Source organism: Maribacter ulvicola, assembly GCF_900155985.1.
In the GTDB taxonomy this organism is placed as follows: Bacteria; Bacteroidota; Bacteroidia; order Flavobacteriales; family Flavobacteriaceae; genus Maribacter; species Maribacter ulvicola.
The window spans coordinates 1,745,485-1,769,000 of record NZ_FTMA01000001.1 but is presented as its reverse complement, the minus strand read 5'-3'; the positions used below and the strand labels follow the sequence as shown (position 1 = coordinate 1,769,000).

The following is a 23,516-nucleotide window of genomic DNA, read 5'->3' as shown; positions in this document are numbered from 1 at the left end:
TATTTAATTATTTAGGTTACAGTGCTTTATTTATTCATAAACACGCAAGATCGAACCCTCTAAAGATGTATTGTAAATTTTTAATGCCTTTGAAGTACTATTCGGAATTTCATTTAAAGGGGTACCTGTTTGTGAAAACTTAGACCCATGAACTTCACAAGAAAAATAACCACCATCCCGATTTACAAATCGCACCTGATCGTATTGCTCGTGACTACATATTTGAGTTGCGGCAACAAACTCACCTTCTAAATTTTTAACGACAACGACTAAGTTCTTTAGAATGTATCCTCCATTATTTGCTAATTTTGCCGCTTCAGGAGAATTTAGGTCAATCGTAAAATCGACATCTGTTGGTGGAGTTACGATATCGCCTTCCACTTCACTATCTTTTGAACAACTTCCAAGACATGGAAAGGTTATTGCAAAAGCAGCACCAGCTCCTAGCGTTCGTAAAAAATCTTTTCGTTCCATAGCAAAATAGGTTTATACCAAAAGAACGATTTATTTACACTAATCGTATGTGCTAGTACATAAAGGTGCCATAGTTGCTGGAAATAGTTAGTTTTTTTGAATCTGATGCTTCTACCCTACCAATAACTTGAGCATTTACACCAAAACTTTTAGAAATTTCGATAACATCGTTAGCTACCTCCTCAGGAAGATAGAATTCTAACCTATGACCACAGTTAAAAACCTTATACATCTCTTTCCAATCTGTACCAGATTGTTCTTGAATTAATTTAAAAAGAGGTGGCACTTCAAATAAATTATCTTTTACCACATGTAAGTCATCAATAAAATGAAGAATTTTGGTCTGTGCCCCACCACTACAATGGATCATTCCATGAATTTCATTTGAACTATACTTAGAAAGTATCTTCTTTACGATCGGTGCATATGTCCTTGTTGGTGACAACACCAATTTACCGGCATCTACAGGTGAATTCTCAACGGTATCTGTCAATTTAACATTACCGGAATAAACAAGGTCTTTAGGTACTTCAGCATCAAAACTCTCTGGGAATTTTTCTACCAAGTAATTGGAAAAAACATCATGTCTAGCAGAAGTTAGACCGTTACTTCCCATTCCTCCATTATACTCTTTCTCGTAATTTGCTTGACCAAATGATTCAAGACCAACAATAACATCACCAGCTTTAATATTGGCATTATCGATAACATCACTTCTTTTTAGTCTTGCTGTAACCGTAGAATCTACAATTATGGTTCTCACCAAATCACCTACATCTGCAGTTTCCCCACCAGTAGAATGTATGGTAATACCAAACTTACCCAAGTCATTGATCAATTCTTCCGTACCATTGATGATAGCTGAAAGTACTTCTCCTGGGATCTTGTTTTTATTTCTACCAATAGTAGACGAAAGCATAATATTATCAGTAGCACCAACACAGATCAAATCATCTATGTTCATGATCAAAGCATCTTGTGCTATACCTTTCCAAACAGAAATATCTCCGGTTTCTTTCCAATACATATATGCCAAAGAAGATTTGGTACCTGCACCATCTGCATGCATAACAAGGCAGTATTTATCATCTCCGGTTAAATAATCAGGAACAATTTTACAAAATGCTTTCGGGAAAAGGCCTTTGTCAATATTTTTTATTGCATTGTGCACATCCTCTTTAGAGGCAGACACACCGCGTTGCTGATATCTTTCACTACTTGATGTAGACATAATTTAAATTTGTGGCAAAAATAAGGGAATCATTAAAACTGCAACCGTAGAAGAGCTTAATATTCCCTCATTTTTTTTATTTATCATAAAGACTTACTCAATAAATAACAATTCTCTGTACTTTGTCAATGGCCATATCTTATTATCCATCAACTTTTCTAGCTTATCGCTATGGGTTCTAATTTCCATAAAATATGGTTTTACGTTATGGCAATAAGCTTCTGCTTTCCTTTTCGTGTCTTTTAGGGCATTTGACTTTCTCCGGGCGTCTGCCATAGCATCTACCATTTTTTTAATACTCACCACATGCTCTGCAATTTCCTCTATCATGGTCAATTGACCTTCGGAGAATTTTTTATGGGCGGCACCATAGATTTCTTTAAGCCCCGCTACATTCTTCATCAACTTATTCTGATATTTTAATGCTGCAGGTATAATATAGCCATAGACCAATTCATTATACACCCTACCTTCTATCTGTACATGCATGATGTAATTTTCCAAATCTACCTCACGGCGCGCATCAACCTCTACCTTGCTCATTACATTCATAGACTGGAACAACGCAATGCTGTCCTTTGATGTCAATACCTCAAGCGCATCTGGAGTATTCTTATTATTACTTAACTTTCTTTTCTTTGCCTCATTCTCCCATTCAACACTATAGCCATCGCCATCAAAACGAATGCGTTTAGAAGTTTTTATATATTCACGAAGTACGTTGAAAACAGCTTCATCCTTTTTCAAGCTTTTCTTATCGACCAATGCATCTACCTCCTTTTTAAAATCTTTCAATTGCTTGGCTACAATAGTATTTAAAATAGTCATGGGTTTTGCACAATTTGTTTTAGACCCAACACCCCTCATTTCAAATTTATTACCGGTAAACGCAAAAGGGGAAGTTCTGTTACGATCGGTATTATCCATTAAAATTTCAGGAATTTTACCTACTACATTTAATTTCAACTCTGTTTTTTCTTCAGGAGACAATTTCCCTTTAGAAACACCCTCCAACTCATCTAACACATTACTTAACTGAGAGCCTACAAAAATGGAGAATATAGCCGGTGGAGCTTCATTGGCTCCCAAACGATAATCATTACTTGCCGATGCGATCGAAGAACGCAAAAGCTCTTCATAAGTATCTACTGCTTTTATCGTATTGATAAAGAAAGTTAAAAATTGAAGGTTTTTCATAGGCGTAGAACCAGGACTAAGAAGGTTTACACCCGTATCCGTAGCCAAAGACCAGTTGTTATGCTTACCAGATCCATTGATACCTGCAAATGGTTTTTCATGGAACAACACTTTAAAATGATGTTTATCGGCAATTTTATCCATCACATCCATTAAAAGAAGGTTATGGTCAATTGCCAGGTTAGCCTCTTCAAAAACAGGTGCCAACTCAAACTGATTTGGAGCTACCTCATTATGCCTGGTCTTTACAGGTATACCCAATTTGGTGCATTCTTGTTCCAAATCACTCATAAAACTAAGTACACGATCAGGTATTACACCAAAATAATGATCATCTAGCTGCTGTCCTTTCGCTGGAGTTTCCCCCACCAAAGTACGCCCGGTCATCATGATATCTGGTCTAGAATGCGCAAGTGCCTTATCTATTAGAAAGTACTCTTGCTCCCATCCTAAAGTAGCATTAACCTTGGTTACCGTTTTATCAAAATATTTAGCAACGGCCGTAGCAGCGTCATCAACGGCACTCAAAGCCCTTAACAAAGGTGCTTTGTTATCTAAGGCCTCGCCGGTATAAGAAACAAAAATGGTAGGTATACATAAGGTAGTGCCATATATAAACGCGGGGGAAGAAGGATCCCATGCCGTATAACCTCGTGCCTCGAACGTGTTTCTAATTCCACCACTAGGAAAACTAGAAGCATCTGGTTCTTGCTGCACTAATTGACCGCCACCAAATTTCTCTAACGCCGTACCATCTGGCAGTAGATCAAAAAATGCATCATGTTTTTCTGCCGTAGATCCTGTTAAGGGTTGAAACCAATGCGTATAATGAGTAGCACCCATGGTTATTGCCCACCCCTTTATTGCCTCTGCAACTTGGTCGGCAATTTTACGATCAATCTTAGAACCTGAAACCATTGCGCCTTTTAAACTGGCTAAGGCATCTTTGGTAAGGTATTGCAACATTTTCCTTTCATTGAACACGTTAACACCGAACAGATCAGAACGCCTACCTTTTTCTTCTATGGCGATGCTAGTTCTTTTCTGACTTTCAGTAATGGCGGTAAATCTTGATGATTTCATAATTAAATTCATTATTAATTTGACAAAATTACGTTCTATAAATAGATATATGGCAAAATACCCAACAAAAAATAGGGGTAGATAATAATAAATTCAATTTTTAAACATTAACCCCCTTAAAAATTCATACCGATTGATAAAAAACATATTTTTGTTTACAACTATTTTAAATTTATAACGATCACATTATGAGCAAAACAAAATTAGAATATATCTGGTTAGATGGATATTTTCCTACCCAAAACATGAGAAGTAAAACCAAAGTGGTTAATGACTTTGGTGGTAAATTAGAGGATTGCGAAATGTGGTCTTTTGATGGAAGCTCAACACGTCAAGCCGAAGGTGGTTCTTCTGACTGTTTGCTTAAACCAGTTGCTATTTTTCCAGACCCAGCAAGAAAGGATGGGTTTCTAGTTATGACAGAAGTACTTAATGCTGACGGTACTCCACATAAATCTAATGGTAGAGCTGGTATCGATGATGAAGATTCAGATTTCTGGTTCGGTTTTGAGCAAGAATATTTTATTATGGATACGGCTACAGAATTACCTTTAGGTTTCCCAAGAGGTGGTTACCCAGCCCCACAAGGTATGTACTACTGTTCTGTAGGAGGAAAAAACACACACGGAAGACATATTGTAGAAGAGCATGCTGATCTTTGTATCGCTGCTGGTCTAAACTTTGAAGGTATTAACCAAGAAGTTGCATGTGGACAGTGGGAATTTCAATTATTCGCTAAAGGTGCCAAATTAGCTGGTGACGAATTATGGGTAGCACGTTACCTTTTAGATAGATTAACTGAATCTTATGGATATTACATAGATTATCACCCAAAACCTTTAGGTAAACACATGGACTGGAACGGTTCTGGTATGCACGCAAATTTCTCTAATACAACCTTAAGAACTTGTGGTGACCAAGCTACTTACGAAAAAATTTGTGAGGCATTTAGACCAGTTGTTAAAGAACATATTGCCGTTTATGGTGAGTTTAACGACCAACGTTTGACAGGTTTACATGAAACTGCTGCTATTACAGATTTCAGTTTCGGTATTTCTGATAGAGGTGCATCTATTCGTATTCCTATTGCAACTGTTGAAAGCGGCTGGAAAGGATGGTTAGAAGATAGAAGACCAGCCTCTAACGGTGACCCTTATAAAATTGCAGGTAGAATCGTTCAAACCGTTAAATCTGCAGATATTTAATACCAAATTAATTGTTGATTATACTAAAAACGCCCTGAATTAATTCAGGGCGTTTTTGATATATACTATAATGCTAAACTGATTTTATGCTATTGTAAAATAGATAAATAACAGATAAACACTCACAAGAATTAAACCATCTCTCCACCCCAACCGTAATCCTTTAGGTATAAAAACAAGAGGTAAAATAAGAAAAGAGATACCCAACATCCAGAAAATATCATTTGTCAATAATCCTTGATCCATAACGGGTATTGGTGTAATTATTGAAGTGATACCGAGAACTGCAAGTAGATTAAATATATTAGAACCAATGAGGTTACCTAATGATATTGCTTTCTCTTTTTTAATCACTGCAATAATTGATGCTGCCAATTCAGGTATACTTGTGCCCACAGAAACTATAGTAACCGCAATTACACGCTCACTGACCCCAAATACTGTAGCCATACCTACGGCACCATTAATTAGCAACTCAGAACCTCCCCATAACGCTCCGCCACCCAAGCCTAGGAATAAAGCTGTCTTATACGTTGGTAGCATAATATCCGGTTCATCTTCGTCATCTATAACCGCTGGTTTTTGAAAACGCAGCAGATATACCAAAAATATAAAAAGAAAGACTACCATAGCAATACCTTCATATTGCTGAAGCACACCGTCAAAATATATGAAAAAGAAAAAGAGTAAAGAAGCAAGCGTCATTACAGGCCAATCTGTAGTATAAAAACTTTTACTAACATCTATAGGGCTAAGTAAAATAGTAATTGCCAACACTAGCCCTAGGTTAGCAATATTTGATCCCACCACGTTACCAAGGGCCAAATCTGGAAAACCATCTAAAGCAGCGTTAATACTCACGATCAACTCTGGCGCAGATGTGGCAAAGGACACCACTGTCATACCAATAACTATTTTTGGGATCTTTAGTTTCAATGATAAATCTACCGCAGCTTTTAACAGCCAATTTCCACCTGCTATCAATAAAGTTAATCCGCCAACGATAAATAAGAAATCTTGCATAAAAATAATTTTCGCAAATATAAATAGAAGAAATGTGATCTCATATGACAATTGATGTCATCTAAAAACTAAAACAATATTTCATTTAATAGTGTATCTCAATACTCATAAAACTTTGTGTTTTTACATAAAAGAATGAAAAGTTAGCGCTTCATCATTTTTAGCCCAGCTTTTTAAATAATTTAAAAGAAACGCTACAATTATCACTAAACACAACATAAAACCAAAATATGAATTTAAGACAAAAACGATCTGTAAATTAACAGTTAACAATGGCAACATATTTACCTTAGACACCTATATTCAAATTTATTGTTTTAACAAAATTCATTTGTTGCCCTCTTACTACTATTCTATCTTTCTAAAAGATTAAAACAACATTATCGAACTCAAGAATTTTCACATATGATTACTTTAATAAAAATCATTGTTTTCTTACTCTTAAGTATCATAGTAACTATAGTATAGCTCTAATTATTTATAGGTACTACTATAACGGAAACCTAACCATTTTATAAAGCATAAAGTTATTTATGTATGTTTGTAAAAATTTCAACTTGAAAAAGAAGCTTTTTAAATTTATTGCCAGGCTGAACAAAGCTATTTTACCATCTTACAGCAAAAAGCAGCTAGATTTATCTAAAGCCAGTAAGCTACAACTAGCTTTAATTGGTTGGCGCTACTTTATTACTACAAAAGCGTTAGACTAATATTTTATCAAAGATTTTATGGCATGATCACTGATTTTAGAACTACCCTTTAAAAATGTAAGTTCTATAAGAAAATTACATTGTACTATTTCTCCACCCAAACGTTCTACTAGTTTACAAGTTGCTTTTGCGGTACCACCTGTAGCCAAAACGTCATCATGAATTAAGACCTTGTCTCCTTTTTCTATCCCATCTATGTGAATTTCCAAAGTATCGGTACCATACTCCAAATCAAAAGTTTCTTTGAGCGTTGTAGATGGTAATTTACCCGATTTGCGCACTGGTACAAAACCAGCATTCAGTTTTTTTGCTAACATAGGTCCAAAAATGAATCCCCTACTTTCCATTCCCACCACTTTGTCTATTTTCTGTCCGCCAGTTAAATCATACAATGCTTTTAGCGTTTTATTTAGGGCTGTGGGGTTTTTAAGTAATAAAGTTATATCCTTAAAAACGACCCCTTCTTTAGGAAAATCAGGTACATCTCTAATTAAGCTTTTAAAATCCATGTAATAATATGTTCTTTATTTTGTGGTAAATGTAAAAAGAAATATATTTGCACCCCGTTAAGGGAAAAACAAAATGGCCTCGTGGCGCAACTGAATAGCGCACTTGATTACGGCTCAAGAGGTTACAGGTTTGAATCCTGTCGAGGTCACAAGTTTAACTCGCTTTAAGAGTCAAAACCCTGCAAATTCTAGAATTTGCAGGGTTTATTGCTTTTAAGAGTATCCTATAAATTGAAATATTCAAAAATTGGCAATAGCAATAGTAATCGCTAACATTTGTCGTTAATTGAATAAAGCTGATCGTATTTATAAGGAATCATTAATTGTACTAATGCCTTTATAATTTGTGTCATTAAAAGACGATAGTTACCATTCTACAAACACATTTTTTAATCTTCTAATGGATTACCCTAATCCTAAATTTTCTATAAACGTCTATTTCATATTTGACTATGGCAGACTAAAACTTAACCTCTTATTTTAATACGCACAGTTAGTATACCTTTCTTTCTTGCTCTTATATAATTTACAAGAAAGAAAGGCTTTTATGTATTACTGAATCTTGGTCTGTAACCAATAAGTTACTTTTTATTGAAACTTACTTTCAACGCTTTCTATACGTGGTATTCAATTTTTTTCTTCTCCCCTATAATAGTTTACCCTCATTAACCACATTAGGCTTTAAGGTCATATATAAGTTCTGACCAAATTATTCAAATACGGAAATTTTAAATATTGAAACCGGTATGTTTCTATCATTCTTAGAAAACTCAAAAGTTAGCACATCTGTTGAGATTGCACTATCTAAGGTAAGTGTATTAATAGCTTGAAAATTTCCTTTAACTTCTTTTAGAATAGTGCCAGAACCGTCTTTAATCTTATACTCGTCAACTACAAATGGTATGGTATCTTCTGGATGTCCCATAAGGGTTGTTTCTAAAGCATGATCAAAATCACAATCAAAATACAGTTTTACTGTTTTTACTGTTACTGGTTTTTCCCATTTTAGCCTAACTTGGGGTGTTTTATCTTCTATTTCTGCCACCCAAGCATTAGTGTTACCGTTTGATTCTGGCCTTACTTTGCCGTTTAATAAATTATTAACTTCAAAAATGGGTAAAGGCTTGTTAAGCGTCAGCGCCAAATTCTTTCCTCCCGGTCTTCTTTCAGGGGTCCAAAACTCAAAACTATCAACGGCAATATCTTTTGGCGGGTCTTGTCTACCAAAATTTGAAACCGCCTTATTCACTTTATTCTGTACGGTCATTAACCCCGTTATACGCTCATCTGAAAGTCTTACCTTGACTTTTTCATTTTTCAAGATACAGCAATATGAATAATGTTGGATATTTTGCGCCTCTGTCGTGTTAAATGTAATTTTTTGCTTTCCTTTTTTAAGGTTGAAGGTTTTGCCATCAACAACAACATCGGGTGTAAAATGAGAACAAAGCGCACTGCTTTTCAATTGTATTTCTAAGGTTGTATCCGTTTCAGCTTCTACCTCAAATTCAAAACTGTAATTTTCATTTAAATTTAATGGCAATAATTGGGCAATTCCAAACTTAAGGGTATACCACTCTTCACCAGGTGTAAAACCATTAAAAACCAAAGTAGAACTTGCACTAATGTGAGAAAGTTGCGCCAGATCCTCACGGTCCGTAATATCTAGACGGGGAATACTCTGTCCATCTCTATTCAATGCCAACTGCAATTTTTCTATGTTTTCTTTCTGGGATAGATCTCTTGGCGAAAGATTTTGCTCTAAACAAATTGCTGCCGCCTTACCTACCGCTTGAGCACCATGGGCACAAGTTAACATTACCCTTGAAGACCCAAAGGCAACATGACTGGCACTAATAATTCTACCTGCTAAAAAAAGATTATCAAGGTCCTTTGAATAATAACAACGATACGGAATGGAATACACTCCTTTACCATGCCATTGCGTACAAGAGTTATGTTTACTATAAATACCATCAGCAGGGTGCAAATCCATCGCCCATCCTCCAAAAGCTACCGCATCATAATGATCTCTTTGCTCAACAATATCTTTTTGTGACAAAATATAATCTCCTTCAAATCGTCTACTCTCACGCTTACCGGGAATGGTACCTACCCATTCTAGTGTTAAATTCTCTGCTTCGGGATATTTACCACTATTCTTTACATAATCCCAAATACCGTACACCACTTTCCATAGTTCAAGCTTAATATCTTCAGATTCATGTACCGTATCTAATCTACCCCCATATTCTACCCACCAAAGTTTACAGCCGTGATCTCCCAATTGATAATTTTTAATTCGCGGTAAATCTTCGGCGTTAGTAATGGCAAAAGAGGGTGCTGTATAGCTAACTGGCTTCCCTAGATCTTTAGTATATAAATAGAGTGAATGCCCTAACAAATTACCATAGTCTTCAATGTTTGGGGCAAAACCTTCATCAAACTCATCTGAGGTTTCTGCTCCCATTCTAAAAGAAGCCCCAGATTGAAAGGCTACAATTCCGTCTCCAGAGGCATCACAGAAATAAGGTGCCGCTACATTATACGTAGTTGAATTTTGACTACAAAATGCCTTTACACTCTTAATTTTTCTATCATCTATTTTTATTGTCTCATATACCGCCGTATTAAGTAACAGTGTAATGTTCTTTTCCTCGTAAATTTTTTCTAAAAGAATCGTATCAAAAATAAGCGGATTACCTTCTTTATTGCGTTGAAGATTATCTAATAAAATTTCATTGATCAATCCCCCTTCTCTTGACCAGCGATTGTTGTTTCCCATATGCGATGTTGCGCCAAGAGCCCATAACCTTATTTCACTTGAAGCATTACCACCAAGTACCGGTCTATCTTGGATCAAAACTACTTTTAAGTTCTCTCTTGCTGCGGTAATAGCGACACAAACACCCGATAAGCCCCCACCAATAACGACAAGGTCTGTATTAAGCGCCATAAGTTTATTGTCTCTTGCACTACTAAATTCACTTTTGATCATTTTTTATTTGTTTTTAAATTCCAAGTTAGGGAGCACTTGGAGTATTATTGTATTGTTTAAATTGTTGCTATGATTTACTAACTTGATTTGGGAAACCGCAATAACCTTTTGAAATTGGGATAAATTATTAATGCGATCACTACGATTATGGACCCTACAGCTAATACGATGCCATTAGATTCTTGTGCAAAAATGCCTAAAATCAATATTAAAACCCCTACCGCTATCAGTGTGACTGCCAACACTTTTAAGCCAAACACATTTTGTTCAGCAGAATCTTTTTCTTCTTCATCCTCTACAACTTTTAGTGCTTTTGATTGATACTTCGTATAATCTTCACTTTCGTTCACCCCTTTGAATTTAGCATACCATTCGTATGCCAATAATAGGGCAAAAGGTAATATGGACCCTAAAAGCATCTCATTTGCCCTTGATAAACTTTCTCCTAATAAACTATCAGCAAAAAATTTAAATAGTAAATTAATACTAAGACTTATCAAGGTGACTCCTAAAATAGATTTTCCTGTATGCCGTTTAGAGAAAAGCGCCCATATTGGTGGTCCATATAAGGAGCAACCGGTTACAGCACCTATACTTAATACCATATTAACGATTCCCCCAGCAGAGGGTACTAAAAGAGCTACACCTATGGTTCCTAACCCAAACAACAATGTTGATATCTTGGCTACGTTCATAGTTTGTTTTACCGATGCATTAGGTTTTAAAACCCTAAAAATATCATTTGTAATAACTGATGCCGCTAAATTTAACGTTGTATTTACAGAACTAGCAGTTGCAAACACCATACCGCCAAGCATAAGCCCTAGCATACCTAATGGCAATACTTCTTTACATATCAACAAATAGGCTCCTTCAATATCTAGACCTGTAAGCGAAGGGTTCAACACTTTATAGATCATTGGTGGTAACATCCAAATAAACGGACTTAAAAGATAGAGCCACCCAAAAGTCAACCCCACTTTTTTAGCACTTTTAGCATCTTTCACACTGGTATAACGTTGTACATAAGCCCAGTTACCTCCTATAAAAATGGTGTTATATATTGCAAAAGCGACTATAAAGCCCCAAGAATATTCACTGGTAGTCCAATCAAGAAAGTTTTCTGGAGCTTTATCAATAAAAGCATCTAAACCTCCTACTTCTTGCAAAGACAAGTATACTACTATAAGAACGGCCGCTGTGAGTATTACAAACTGTAAAACATCTGTAATGATGACCGCCCATAAACCACCGACTACGGTATATAATAAAATAAGAAGCCCCAAAACAATTACACAAGCGGTGATAGAAAAACCTGTAGATACATTAATTATTTTGGCAACAGGATATAAAAAAGCTCCAGAATACCCTAACGATATTATTAATATTAAATAGGTATAAAAATTTTGTGTTTTGCCCCCTAGCCTCTTTCTTACAAACTCTGCGGCAGTTAAACTATTGGTATTACGCCATTTTGGAGCTATTAAATAGGCTACAAAAAATCCACCTAAGCACATGGCCATTTGAATAGTAATTGCTACCCAACCTAATTCATAGGCTATAGACCCCCAAACGACGAAAGTACCCGCAGAAAAGAAACTCATAAATAAGGACAACCCACTTATAGACCATGGTACCGCACCCCCTGCAGCAAAATAAGATTTCATATCACTACCTCTCTTTCTAAAGGCAAGCCCGGCCATTACAATAACTAGGGAAAATACTAATATGGTTATATAATCAATGTTACTCATAGTTTAATTTCTGGTTATTACTTATTTATGTTTCTTTCTTTACGTTTATATCTTTTAACCTACAGTAGGCTCAATTTTTTCTGTCTATATTTTATAATTGAAATATTTTCATCAACTAAAACTCATTATTTTTTATTTAAATACTATTGTAGTCGTCGGCTTTTTATTTGTTCATTTTTTTAAAGGAATATGAACGTTAAAGGTATTTCCATTAACTTGAACGGCACAATAAAGCATCGCAGGTTGATTATTTTCTATCAGTAACTGAGGTCTTTCCAGCCTACCTACTTTTTCTAATTCTCCATTAGCCCATTCTATCTCTCTCTTGGTAACCAAAGCGTTTTTTGCAGGCTTCCAGTCTAAACCATTCATAGAGGTAAACAAAGCCAACGACATACCTTGGTTTGTAAAAGTTCCTGTCATATCTTTCACAATTGCATAGTACCTATTATCTTTTTTTTCATACCATATATAAGGATCCTCGGCCGGGAATGCTTCTCCTTCTTTATAGAAAATAAGTTGTGTTTTTTTATTGAAAGGACCTTCTGGGCTATCTGCAATGGCTGCTAAATGGGTTACAGGGCCACCAAATGGCATTTTTTTATGTTTTGCTACGGCTTTATATATCATTAAGATTTTACCGTCTTTCATTTTACTGACCGATGGATTACTGACCATAAGTGCATCATAGGCTTGTTTGTCTTGTGACACATCAATTATAGGGCTCTCCGATCTATGCCATGGTCCGCTGGGGTCATCTGCCCAAGCCATTCCTATTCGCTGATTGTTGCGGTGCATAAAGTTTAGGCCATTGGTACTAACTTTTCCATCACCGGTAGTTCCCATATAGTACAGATAGTATTTATCATTAAACCTATGAATAGTTGGATTATGGGTCGTTAGTCCGTCCCAAAATTCAGCGCCTCTAATAGGCAAAGCAACTTCTTTAAATTTAAACGGACCTGCTGCATTTTCAGAAGTGGCATGAGCTATTTCTGAATGGGTTACCCAAGCATCAAAACCATATTCTTTAAGCCATCTGGAATAATACATGTGGTATAACCCATCTTTGCCTTTAACTACCGATCCACCCCATACATAATACCCATCTTCCACTACCTTAGAGTGTAGCGGTACAGGTTGTAACAATTTTGAAAAATCCGTTATCTCAACAGTTTTCTCAATAGCTTTTTTATTTTCTGTCTTACAGCTTATTAGTATTGTAAAAATGATAATCAATGCTATATTAGTATAAGGTCTTTTCTTCATAAGATTTCATTTAGTGGATTAGATATTTTTTGATATCGCCATCATTTTTTAATACACGAACAAAAGAAAAATCGTTTGAAGTAAGCTGTACATCTGACCACTCTATATGAGTTCCTTTATATATACGAATCCTGAACTCTTCATTTCCCTGAAAAACTAATTCTTGACCATTTATTTTGTTGACTATTTTACTTCTATGAAGCTTACCATTACTATTCTTTACAGTTCTAGATAGTGATGCATTTTCAATAACAAACTCAGTTTGGTCATTTCCTTTATATTGTTGAAATGCTACAATAGTTGCGACAAACAAAAAATTGATCAATACCTTCATGCCCATTATCCTATTAATTTAATTGTACTTTATAATTGTGATTTGGTATTATAATAAAACTAATACTTCCATTTTCCCTGTCTTTTTTAAATGCAATTTGCTTATTCAACGTCACATCTATTACACTAATTTCATCATTAGCGCTCCATTTTTTATATCTTATTTTACTGGTTGATTGCTCATCTGGGTAGCCAAATGTATAGAGGGTTTCTTGTTTAGCTATGGGGTAGATTTTAGCTTGTAAAAGAGAACTCTTAACATCTCTAAGTACAATAATTCCTTTACCACCAATAAAACAAGGTGTCTTTTCTAACGGTATTTGATAATCACTTAACATTACAGGCCCTTGATATTTTTCACCTGTTTCATAATCAAACCAATCTCCTTCTGGCAAGTATACATCCATTTTACCGGACTTATAGTTCTTCAATAAAGGTGCTGCCAAAATAGATTCTCCAATCATCCATTGATAGTTCTGAAGTTTGGCTACACGTGGATCATTTGGGTAAGCTATGGTCATTGGTGTTAATGTTTGCGGGTAACCAGATCGGTACCCTTCCATGGCTTCATTGAACATATATGGTGCTAACTTATAATGAAAGTCTATCGCTTTTTTGAATATTTCTCTTTTATTATCTGTCCATTTTTCAGGATATGCACCAACTGCAAGACCTGCGGTAAGTGACAACAACCATGTATGTCTTATATTTCTATCTACATCTTTTATATTATGCATATTATGTACCCCTGCCACATCAGAATATACATTAGGAAAACCACTTGCCGCATATTGAAAATAGTTTATAGGTAACCTTTTATGCAAATCACCTACTCCTGTATCATTAATTCTTAAGAGCGTTCCCGGAGAAGAAAATTCACCGTTTCTAGCCATGACCAAACCTCCTTTTTTTGCTATTTCCGTAATAGGAGCATTAAATATATTGGTTAGTGAATCCAAGTCCATCATGGTATCTTCTTTAATGCCATCCACTCCCCATTTTGCATATTGTTGTTGATACCATTGTGCTGCTCCAGGGGCGCTGCCGTTCAATAAATTACTTGGCACTATAGGGAATATGGAAGAAGTATAATCTACGACCGCCCCATTTTTGTCGGTCACCAGATACCCCTGTTCTTTAGCAAACGAGGTAAGTTCATTTCCATAAAAAGAATTTACCACCAGGTTTTTATCACGTTTTAATGTTGCCGGATAATATGGTCCACCCTCAGGTATAAGATTGGTTCTGAGTCCGATCATCCATTTTATATCCTTTCCGTGCATCCAAGTTTTTAAATTTGATGGATTTGAGAATTTCTTTCCCCATTTTCCAAAACTGGTAGTAGTACCCCCTTGATCCCAAAAACCTGACCCAGTAACCGCCCAGCGAATTGGATAATTGTTTTGCTGAAATTTTTCAAGAATCTCCTGAACTGTTTTCTGATTTGTATTCCACCCTAATGCATCCCAAGATTCCCATCCTAATTCAAACAATCTGGATTTTGGTTTTACATCGTCATAACCTTCAATTTCACGTACTTTTTTATAGTTAGCGTAAATTGTTTTTAACGTTCCTAAGAAATAGTAGAAAGTTGCAGTACCTTTTTTGGTAATGTGCATTGCATATTCTTCTTCATTAAGGGTTACTATTTTTTTTCCTTTATCAAAAAAAACTCCGGCAAAATTGTTTGGAGGAAAAATAGTAAAAGAACTTGACCAACGTTGCCCGCCACCGTTATTTTCAATGGCATATTTTTTATTTTTATTTTCAAGTAAATTAAAAGACTCCCTAAAAGCACCTGCATCACCCAAACCATGAGCAACGGGCATTGCACCTAAACGCAAAACAATATCCGACTCCTTTTTAGTCTCGGGTAGTATTACAAATTTTACAATACCTTCTTTAAAGGTTATCGTAACTTGAGCATTTTCCCCATTTGAATTAGTGACTTTGAAAACTGAATTTTCAGAATTCGTACTTTTTATTAAAGATGAAGATGTTATGGCGTCCCCATTAATTAACAGCCCGGTAGAACTTGTACCTGGCACCAGTATCTCTTTATCTAAATTTTCAAACTGAAATTGAAATGTTGAGGTATTAATTTTTAAAACATTAATACCGTCATTAATATATATATACCCTTTATCTTCTTGCGTTTTACAACTTAAGTTGATAAGACTTAAAAAAATAATGCTCAAAAAAAATATCCCTTTTATATAATTCATTCTTCTTATTTTAGATATTCTACATGCCTTTGTATAAAATAACATTCACTATTGGTATTTATAACTGTGTCTTCTTTATTTAAACTTTTATTGATTAGGTATTGGCATAGAGGTTTCCTCATCATCTAGACCATCGTTCCAAAACAATTCTGCCATTCTAAAATCACTTTCATTACCAGATGATCTAGAGTAATACCATTTTCCATCTAAATCTCTCACTATTTCTGCGGCATGCCATGGATTAATGCGCTTAACCAAATCTGTGGTCTTCCATGAAAAAGGAGATTTACTTCTAAAAATATCCTGACCTCCATGTGGCCAGGTAGGTCTTGCCGATAGGGTCAGATAATAATACTCTCCACGTTGTACAACAAAGGGCGATTCTACCCCTGGGTTTTCGGTTTGTTCATCGAAACAAATTTTAGGACCATCCCAATGTATTAGATCATTACTTGTACTATAGCCAACTACCCAATGTTTATCATCTTTCAGCATACTGAAGTACATGATCCATTGATTACCGTTTTTAAACACCATAGGATCCTTATTTTTTTGATTATCGGTATACTCGTTTGCATATGCAAATAGCGGCTCATCTTGTGGATGCTCCCAATTGTATAAATCTTTGGAAATTGCATATCTTATTTGACGGGGTTCACCTATACTGGTATAGTACATATAGTAAGTATCTTTATGTTCTATAATATGTGGAGCCCATATTTCTTGTCCCTTGTACCTAAAAGATTCTTGTTTTTCCCAACCTATTTGGGTTAAAGAATCTGCGGTTAAATGTATAAATTCTTTATTGTCTGCTATAATTCCGTATAAATGCCATTTATTGGAACGTGAATTAAAAATTATGGTGTGGTCATAGGCATAAGGTAATTTGTATAACGTAAATTCTTTGCCTATCGAAATGGAATCTAAAACCGTTAAAGCTTTATTAGCATCCTTTATTAACAGATTTTCTTTTTTTTCATGTTTGCATTGACCAAGAAATCCTAGTAAAACTAGAAGTGATCCTATTTTAAATATTTTACAATACATAGTATACATGACTTTGATCAATTTGAATTAAAATTATGGAAAGACTAGAAAAGGGACCCACTGCAAAGGTCCCCTTACTAACCTAAATCTAACTAACAACTACGTTCACTAATATCCTGGGTTTTGACTTAATTCAAAACCTTCACTTGTATAAAGATCGATCTCGCTTTGTGGAATAGGAAACAAATAATCTCTAGGAGCGGTAAAGTTTCTTTCTTGGGCATTTTGCCAATTACCAAATAATCTAGATTCATAGCCCGCTGGGTCCACTACCCCATCAACAAGAATTGATCGCCAATCATCATACTCAGATCTATCAGCATATGTTACTACGCCGTCCTCATCAATATTTGGTATAGAAGCAGCTGTGGCACTTGGAAGATCTAAAACACGTCCAATAAGAGGCTCTTGCCTCACCTTCTCTGCAATACCCCATCTAAGCATATCAAAATAACGGAAGCCTTCACTTGCCAATTCAATTCTTCTTTCCATACGCAATATCTTTCTTAAACCCTCTTGACTAGATTCGGTAATTTCAGGAAATGCATTACCTGCCCATGCGCGCTCTCGTAATTTATTTAATGCTTGACGAGCAGCATCTAAATTACCAGAAGTTTCAATTTCAGCTTCAGCTTTAATAAGGTAGATTTCACCTAGACGCATTAAACTAAAATCAATAAAGCCAGAGCCAATATTCTGTTCAGCTTGTTCTACATGCGTATATTTTCTCCATAAATAACCTGATAGACCAGCTGGCCATTGTGCTGAACGAGAATTCTCATTAACCACACGGGTAGCAACACCATCCACAAAACGGGTGGTTTCTAAACTATCTCTATGCGACTCATGTATATAACCGCCCCATAAGTCTTGTGGTATAACTATAGATGCTCTTAAACGCGGATCTCTATTTGACCATGGATCTTTAGGATCATATGAAGGATCTTCGTCTATAGGAAGCCCATTGGCTGTAGGATATGCATCCACTAGATTCTGTGTTGGCAAAGCCTGACTAAAAAGGCTTCCAAAACGGTACCCATATCTCAAAGGAAAACTATTACCTCTAAAGTCTTCTTCATAAGGTATTTTAAATAAAATTTCGTTTGCGTCTTCGCCATTTATTGTAAAAAGTTCTTCATAATTTTCATATAAAGTGGCTCCTTGACTTGCTGCGGCACTCAATGATTTATCTGCTGCTTGCAATGCAATAGCAAACTCTTTATTATACAAAGCCGTTCTTGCCTTAATGCCGTAAACTGTAGCTAAGGTAATACGTTCGTTTCCAGAAGCGCTTACATCTATTAAGCTTGCCGCCTCATCCAAATCATTATATATATTCTGTACGATAGTAGCCTTTGAGCTCCGAGGAATAAAAGCCTCTAGAGGATCTTTTGGCAAAAAATCAATGTACGGAACATCTCCATAATATTCTGTAAGATTATGATATGCAAAGGCCCTCAATGCTAAAGCTTGTGCTTTAATATCATTAAATACCGCCGGCTCAATCAAATCTATGGATTTCTCCATATTGTTTATTAAATTGTTGGCACGCCCAATGGCAACATAATAATTGCGATAAGGTCCTCCAAAACCACTGCTAGGAGTTTGCGAACTATTACTTAAGGCCCTTAGACCATCATTATCATCAGTAAGCCTATAGAGAGCATTATCGGTCAACATATTTTCCATAAATACTGACTGAGGCAAACCTTCTACTGAAGGTGATGCAAATACACCGTAAAGTCCATTTAGTGCTAAATTAATCTGCCCGGCATCAGAAAAAAATGTTGATTCTGTTGAATTACCCAACGGCTCTAAGTCGAGCACATCTTCTGAACAGGAAGACACCATGGTTACAAGTATTAAACCTGTAAATATCTTTATTATGTTTTTCATGATATATCTTTTAAGATTTTATAATTAAAATGTAACATTTATTCCAAATGTATATGAGGTAGTAAGAGGATACACATTACCCTGGCTCCCGTTAGGTATGAGAACATCTATACCATCTGGCAGATCGTTATTAAAGGTCAATAAATTTTGTCCGGTTGCATATATTCTAACCTTTGACAGAAAATCAACTTTTTCTAACGCTACTTTGGGTACGGTATACCCTAATGTGATGTTTCTTATTCTTAGGTAAGAAGCATCGAACACATACGTTGAATTGGTTACACTGTTATTACTGGCGCCACTATAATTCTTTAGAATGGGAAATCTTGCGTTAGGATTTTCTGGTGTCCAAGATTGTGTTAGGTGGTATTCAAAAATATTCCCTGCATTGAATAATGGCTGTACAAGGTTTCTTGTTAAAAAAACTTCTCTATCTGTAACACCAATGGCATTTACAGAAAAGTCGATAGTTTTATAATTGAAGCCAAAATTAAAAGCAAATGTTTTTGAAGGGAACGAGTTACCAATAATTTTACGGTCATCACTATTTATTATACCATCAGGTTCACCTGTCAGCTCTCCATTGGCATCACGTCCATTGATATCTCTATATTGAAGATCACCAGGCTCAAGCGTTCCAAATTGTGCCGGTGCGGCGTCTATCTCTTCTTGTGTCTGAAAAATACTTACGGTCTCATACCCATAAATAGACCCTAATGGTTCTCCTACTTGAGTTATACTACTTCCATTTATAATGAAATCTACTCCATTAAGGTTGGTTACTTCGTTTTTAACAGTGGCAAAATTTCCTCCAACAAAGTAATTGAAATGCTCACCTATAGTATCTTCCCATTGTAAATCTAGATCAACACCTGAATTTTTTAAACTAAATATGTTAGCTTGAGGGCTACCAAGACCAGTAGTAGAAGGTATTTGCTGTGTGCCTAATAGGTCATTAGTTTCATTATTATAATATTCAACTGTTCCACTTAACCGATTATTTAAGATAGAAAAATCTAAACCTATATTCGTTTTTTCTGCAGTCTCCCAAGAAATACCTGGGTTTGACAAAACACTTTGTGCTGCAGTTTGCACCACACCCTCATTTAAATAGTGACCATTGCCTAAGGAAATTAATGCCGAATATGGAAAATTAATAAGGTTTCCATTACCGTCTAACAAAACTTGGTTTCCTAATTGACCCCATGATCCAAATAGTTTTAAATTATCAAAAAAATCATCTCCTTGCATAAAGTTCTCTTCGGTAATACGCCACCCTGCAGAGATACTTGGGAAATTTCCAGTTCGATTCTCTGGTGAAAAACGGGAAGAAGCATCTCTACGTAAAACAAATTCTAACAAATATTTATTGTCATAAGCATAATTAAAACGCCCAAATACAGATTCTAAACCATATTGATCTGCACTACCGGAGTTACTATCATTTTCCTCTGACCCCGCATTGAGCACTTCTAAGCCAGATATCGCAAACCCATAACGTGTTGCATTGAAACTGGTATTCTTATTTTTAAGGAATTCATAACCGGCCAAAACACTTACATAATGTTTTTTGAAATTTTTTGAAAATTGTGCGGTAGCAAAAAAGTTATCGGTAAAACTTCTTGAATTACCATTTGTTAATTGAATTTCGTTATTGGTTCCTGAACTTCTTAGAATAGGGTCACTTCCAAAAAATTCAACTACCTCATATTGTGGGCTATAATTTGTAGAATAAGATTCTGCATGTTCCGGAGAATAGGTTGCACTTATAGTAAGTTCAGGTATAGGACTATAGGTAGCTTTCAATAAAGCCCTTAAATAATTTCCTTGACCTACGTTCTGTCCAGTTTGCCTAACATCAGAAATAGGATTACCGCCTGTAGAAGGTAACGCAAAAGTACCATCACTATATATTGCCGGAAAAATGGCAGGCTGCCTGTATGCCCCATTTACTCCATTACCCCCACGTGCCGATGTAGTTTCGGTTCTTCTAAAATTAAGGTCGGTCCCTATTTTTAGTTTGTCAGATACTTTAAAATCCGTATTTATCCTACCTTGAAACCGCTCTGTTCCAAAATTAGGTATATTTCCTTCTTGTTCTTGATAAGAAAAACTAGCTCTAGTTCTAACTGCTTCAGATCCACCAGAAACAGTTACATTATGAGATTGCATAAAACCAGACTCAGAAAACAACAGATCGATCCAATCAGTATCTGGATAGTTGTCTTTATCATTAGGGTTGGCTAAATACTCTTGTAATAAAGCATCATCTTCTGTAATTTCTAGATATGTCAATGCATCAACAGGCTTTGGCTGATTGGTTGGTTTCTGAAAACCTACATAACTGTTATAAGAGATAGACGCTTTACCAAGTTTTGCTCGTTTGGTAGTTATCAATATTACCCCATTGGCACCTCTATTTCCATAAATAGCAGCAGCACCTGCATCTTTCAATACAGAAATGTTAGAAATATCACTCATTTCTAAACCATCTAAACTTCCTTCTATACCATCTATAATAATTGTTGGGCTGCTTGAATTATTTATAGAATTAACACCACGGACCCTTAAAGATGCTCCATCAGAGCCAGGTTGACCACTACTTTGAATGGCAGTTAAACCAGGTGACAAACCTTGTAAGGCTTGTGATGCTTGTAGAACGGGCTGCTTTTCTAACTCATTTGCATCAATAGTAGCAACAGATCCGGTAAGGCTGGTTTTTTGTTGTGTACCATAACCTACTACGATCACCTCTTCTAAACTTGCGGCATCCTCAATTAAAGTTACATTAATTGTATTGGAGGTACCCACGGTAATATTTTGTGATTTAAAACCGATGTAGGAAACTACCAAAACTTGACCAACACTGGTTTTAATAGCAAACTTGCCATCAAAATCAGATTGTACACCGTTGGTTGTATTTTGTTCAATAATGTTAGCACCAGCTAAGGGTAATCCTTGGGCATCGGTAACTTCACCGGTGACCGTTCTTTGCTGAGCCCATATAAATGAACTGCAGACAAAGAAAATTAATAAAAGATAGTTTTTTTTCATTTTTAGTTTGATTTAATTATTACTCTTCTATTTAACTTGTTACAGGTTAAATAATAAATTCTGGAACAATTTATATATTCATGTTACCCAAAGCTGTGATAACTAGAAAACTATTTACGGAAAGGGTACCGGAAACGTTTTAAATTACCGAGAACGGTACCGATTACTAAAGTTTAGATCTAAAAAAGAATGCAATTTTTATTAAAAGTATATTTATAGGCAGCTAATAATACTTTATTTAAATTATAAGATGTACTTTAATAAGAATAGGTCAATTTTTTAATGATCTACCAAATTTCCAAATCCTCCTTTTAGTCAAAAGAAAAACACCGCAAATAATGAAATACGTTACCATAAAAGATGTCGCTAAAAAATTGAATGTTTCAATTTCTTCGGTATCAAGAGCTTTTAACGATAAATATGATATCAAAAAAGAAACCAAAGAGCTTATATTAAAAACAGCAGAAGAGATGGGGTATTTTCCAAATCCGATCGCAAAAAAACTAAGTCAGAAGAAAACCTTTAATATTGGTATCGTAGTTCCAGAATTTATAAATGAATTTTATTCAGAAATAATAATTGCAATACAAGATATTTTCACATCGCAAGGGTACCAAATTTTGGTTATGCAGTCAGACGAAAATCAGGAACAGGAGTTAGCAAATGTTAAAACCCTGATGCAAAACATGATGGATGGATTGATCATAGCACCTACAGCAGCGAACGATAATATGGATTATTACCTTAAACAAAGAGACAACGGGTTCCCTATTGTATTCATGAACAGGGTGGAAAAAAGCCTAAAAGCTTCTAAAATTTTGTTCGATAATGAAAAATGGAGCTTTTTTGCCACAGAACATCTTATTGCACAAGGTAACAAGAGAATTTTTCATTTAGCGGGACACAAGAATTTATGTGTTTCTGGTGAACGCATAAAAGGTTTTATCCGAGCATTAAAAAAGCATAACATTCCAAAAGAAAATTATAAGATTATAGAAACCGGACTGTTTTCTAACCAAGGTATTGATACCGTTAAAGAATTAATTAATAGCCAGAACCTACCAGATGCTTTATTTTGTGAAAACGACCATGTGGCCATGGGAGCGATAAAAATTTTAAAGGACAGTGGTTATAGAGTTCCGGAAGATATTACCGTAATGGGTTTTACCGAAACGCGTATGGCAGAACTTATAACGCCACAGTTAAGCAGCGTACGGCAACCTACCCACGAAATAGGCAAAAAAGCAGCAGAGCTTCTATTAAAACATATTAATAACGGCAATTCTGATCAAGAAACTATTATTATGGATGGTGTATTGAATATTAGAAAATCTACGGTTAGAAATTAATAAAAAACATCCTTGAAAATGAGTAAGGTTACGGTTTATAGGACACCCGTAGCAAAACCATGATACAAGTCTATTCATTGCTATTCATTTTTTTTATGAAAAAATAAAATACAGGTAAGAAAACAACAAATGCTGCAATACCGATCAGTTCAATACTAG

Annotated in this window: 16 protein-coding genes and 1 tRNA gene; 4 read left to right on the top strand and 13 right to left on the bottom strand. The window is 35.5% G+C overall.

Annotation, left to right across the window (positions count from 1 at the left end; all coding sequences use genetic code 11):
* Window positions 1-30: 30 nt before the first annotated feature.
* The 3 genes from BW936_RS07550 to BW936_RS07540 form a co-directional block, all read right to left on the bottom strand.
* Window positions 31-474: a Rieske 2Fe-2S domain-containing protein gene (locus tag BW936_RS07550; RefSeq protein ID WP_076547722.1), complete on the bottom strand. Its 444-nt coding sequence runs from the start codon at window positions 472-474 to the stop codon at window positions 31-33.
* Window positions 475-526: 52 nt separating this feature from the next.
* Window positions 527-1,705 (bottom strand): AIR synthase related protein, encoded by a 1,179-nt coding sequence (locus tag BW936_RS07545; RefSeq protein WP_076547721.1) that lies wholly within the window; start codon window positions 1,703-1,705, stop codon window positions 527-529.
* A gap of 93 nt (window positions 1,706-1,798) precedes the next feature.
* Window positions 1,799-3,985, bottom strand: a complete 2,187-nt coding sequence (locus tag BW936_RS07540) for a glutamine synthetase III family protein (RefSeq protein ID WP_076547990.1) — start codon at window positions 3,983-3,985, stop codon at window positions 1,799-1,801.
* A 188-nt stretch (window positions 3,986-4,173) separates the two neighbouring features.
* Between BW936_RS07540 and BW936_RS07535 the strand changes: the two genes are divergently transcribed.
* Window positions 4,174-5,190, top strand: a complete 1,017-nt coding sequence (locus BW936_RS07535) for a glutamine synthetase beta-grasp domain-containing protein (RefSeq protein WP_076547720.1) — start codon at window positions 4,174-4,176, stop codon at window positions 5,188-5,190.
* A gap of 84 nt (window positions 5,191-5,274) precedes the next feature.
* On the opposite strand, the gene BW936_RS07530 is transcribed toward BW936_RS07535, so the two are convergent.
* The gene (locus BW936_RS07530; RefSeq protein WP_076547719.1) at window positions 5,275-6,213 is read right to left on the bottom strand and encodes a calcium/sodium antiporter; all 939 of its coding nucleotides are present in this window, start codon (window positions 6,211-6,213) and stop codon (window positions 5,275-5,277) included.
* 557 nt (window positions 6,214-6,770) lie between these two features.
* On the opposite strand from BW936_RS07530, the gene BW936_RS07525 reads away from it, so the two are divergent.
* Window positions 6,771-6,923, top strand: coding sequence for an SsrA-binding protein (locus BW936_RS07525; protein ID WP_076547989.1), 153 nt, complete (start codon window positions 6,771-6,773; stop codon window positions 6,921-6,923).
* On the opposite strand, the gene BW936_RS07520 is transcribed toward BW936_RS07525, so the two are convergent.
* Window positions 6,920-7,432 carry an adenine phosphoribosyltransferase gene (locus BW936_RS07520; RefSeq protein WP_076547718.1) on the bottom strand — a complete coding sequence of 171 codons (513 nt, stop codon included), beginning with the start codon at window positions 7,430-7,432 and terminating at the stop codon, window positions 6,920-6,922. The two genes, BW936_RS07525 and BW936_RS07520, sit on opposite strands and share 4 nt — an antisense overlap.
* Window positions 7,433-7,507: 75 nt before the next feature.
* Here BW936_RS07520 and BW936_RS07515 point away from each other — a divergent pair.
* Window positions 7,508-7,581: transfer RNA gene (locus BW936_RS07515), tRNA-Arg, on the top strand.
* Between the two features lie 560 nt (window positions 7,582-8,141).
* Here the strand turns inward: BW936_RS07515 and BW936_RS07510 are convergent.
* From BW936_RS07510 to BW936_RS07475, 8 genes are all read right to left on the bottom strand, one after another.
* The gene (locus BW936_RS07510) at window positions 8,142-10,430 is read right to left on the bottom strand and encodes an FAD-dependent oxidoreductase (protein ID WP_076547717.1); all 2,289 of its coding nucleotides are present in this window, start codon (window positions 10,428-10,430) and stop codon (window positions 8,142-8,144) included.
* 77 nt (window positions 10,431-10,507) lie between these two features.
* A complete protein-coding gene (locus BW936_RS07505; protein ID WP_076547716.1) occupies window positions 10,508-12,184 on the bottom strand; it encodes a sodium:solute symporter family protein in 1,677 nt (558 codons plus the stop codon).
* Window positions 12,185-12,355: 171 nt separating this feature from the next.
* Window positions 12,356-13,453: a glycoside hydrolase family protein gene (locus tag BW936_RS07500; RefSeq protein WP_076547715.1), complete on the bottom strand. Its 1,098-nt coding sequence runs from the start codon at window positions 13,451-13,453 to the stop codon at window positions 12,356-12,358.
* 10 nt (window positions 13,454-13,463) lie between these two features.
* Window positions 13,464-13,793, bottom strand: coding sequence for a hypothetical protein (locus tag BW936_RS07495; RefSeq protein WP_076547714.1), 330 nt, complete (start codon window positions 13,791-13,793; stop codon window positions 13,464-13,466).
* Window positions 13,794-13,800: 7 nt separating this feature from the next.
* Window positions 13,801-16,011, bottom strand: a complete 2,211-nt coding sequence (locus tag BW936_RS07490; protein ID WP_076547713.1) for a TIM-barrel domain-containing protein — start codon at window positions 16,009-16,011, stop codon at window positions 13,801-13,803.
* 87 nt (window positions 16,012-16,098) lie between these two features.
* Window positions 16,099-17,058 carry a family 43 glycosylhydrolase gene (locus BW936_RS07485; protein WP_076547712.1) on the bottom strand — a complete coding sequence of 320 codons (960 nt, stop codon included), beginning with the start codon at window positions 17,056-17,058 and terminating at the stop codon, window positions 16,099-16,101.
* Window positions 17,059-17,166: 108 nt separating this feature from the next.
* A complete protein-coding gene (locus tag BW936_RS07480) occupies window positions 17,167-18,954 on the bottom strand; it encodes a RagB/SusD family nutrient uptake outer membrane protein (protein ID WP_076547711.1) in 1,788 nt (595 codons plus the stop codon).
* 24 nt (window positions 18,955-18,978) lie between these two features.
* Window positions 18,979-22,008, bottom strand: coding sequence for a SusC/RagA family TonB-linked outer membrane protein (locus BW936_RS07475; protein WP_076547710.1), 3,030 nt, complete (start codon window positions 22,006-22,008; stop codon window positions 18,979-18,981).
* A 338-nt stretch (window positions 22,009-22,346) separates the two neighbouring features.
* Here BW936_RS07475 and BW936_RS07470 point away from each other — a divergent pair, with 338 nt between their 5' ends.
* The gene (locus BW936_RS07470) at window positions 22,347-23,357 is read left to right on the top strand and encodes a LacI family DNA-binding transcriptional regulator (RefSeq protein ID WP_084182005.1); all 1,011 of its coding nucleotides are present in this window, start codon (window positions 22,347-22,349) and stop codon (window positions 23,355-23,357) included.
* Window positions 23,358-23,516 lie beyond the last annotated feature (159 nt).

Coding starts and splice junctions, on each gene's coding strand:
- BW936_RS07500 (WP_076547715.1), bottom strand. CDS start 13,453: ATGAAGAAAAGACCTTATACTAATATAGCATTGATTATCATTTTTACA.
- BW936_RS07540 (WP_076547990.1), bottom strand. CDS start 3,985: ATGAAATCATCAAGATTTACCGCCATTACTGAAAGTCAGAAAAGAACT.
- BW936_RS07505 (WP_076547716.1), bottom strand. CDS start 12,184: ATGAGTAACATTGATTATATAACCATATTAGTATTTTCCCTAGTTATT.
- BW936_RS07490 (WP_076547713.1), bottom strand. CDS start 16,011: ATGAATTATATAAAAGGGATATTTTTTTTGAGCATTATTTTTTTAAGT.
- BW936_RS07495 (WP_076547714.1), bottom strand. CDS start 13,793: ATGGGCATGAAGGTATTGATCAATTTTTTGTTTGTCGCAACTATTGTA.
- BW936_RS07480 (WP_076547711.1), bottom strand. CDS start 18,954: ATGAAAAACATAATAAAGATATTTACAGGTTTAATACTTGTAACCATG.
- BW936_RS07510 (WP_076547717.1), bottom strand. CDS start 10,430: ATGATCAAAAGTGAATTTAGTAGTGCAAGAGACAATAAACTTATGGCG.
- BW936_RS07475 (WP_076547710.1), bottom strand. CDS start 22,008: ATGAAAAAAAACTATCTTTTATTAATTTTCTTTGTCTGCAGTTCATTT.
- BW936_RS07485 (WP_076547712.1), bottom strand. CDS start 17,058: ATGTATTGTAAAATATTTAAAATAGGATCACTTCTAGTTTTACTAGGA.
- BW936_RS07520 (WP_076547718.1), bottom strand. CDS start 7,432: ATGGATTTTAAAAGCTTAATTAGAGATGTACCTGATTTTCCTAAAGAA.
- BW936_RS07535 (WP_076547720.1), top strand. CDS start 4,174: ATGAGCAAAACAAAATTAGAATATATCTGGTTAGATGGATATTTTCCT.
- BW936_RS07530 (WP_076547719.1), bottom strand. CDS start 6,213: ATGCAAGATTTCTTATTTATCGTTGGCGGATTAACTTTATTGATAGCA.
- BW936_RS07550 (WP_076547722.1), bottom strand. CDS start 474: ATGGAACGAAAAGATTTTTTACGAACGCTAGGAGCTGGTGCTGCTTTT.
- BW936_RS07470 (WP_084182005.1), top strand. CDS start 22,347: ATGAAATACGTTACCATAAAAGATGTCGCTAAAAAATTGAATGTTTCA.
- BW936_RS07545 (WP_076547721.1), bottom strand. CDS start 1,705: ATGTCTACATCAAGTAGTGAAAGATATCAGCAACGCGGTGTGTCTGCC.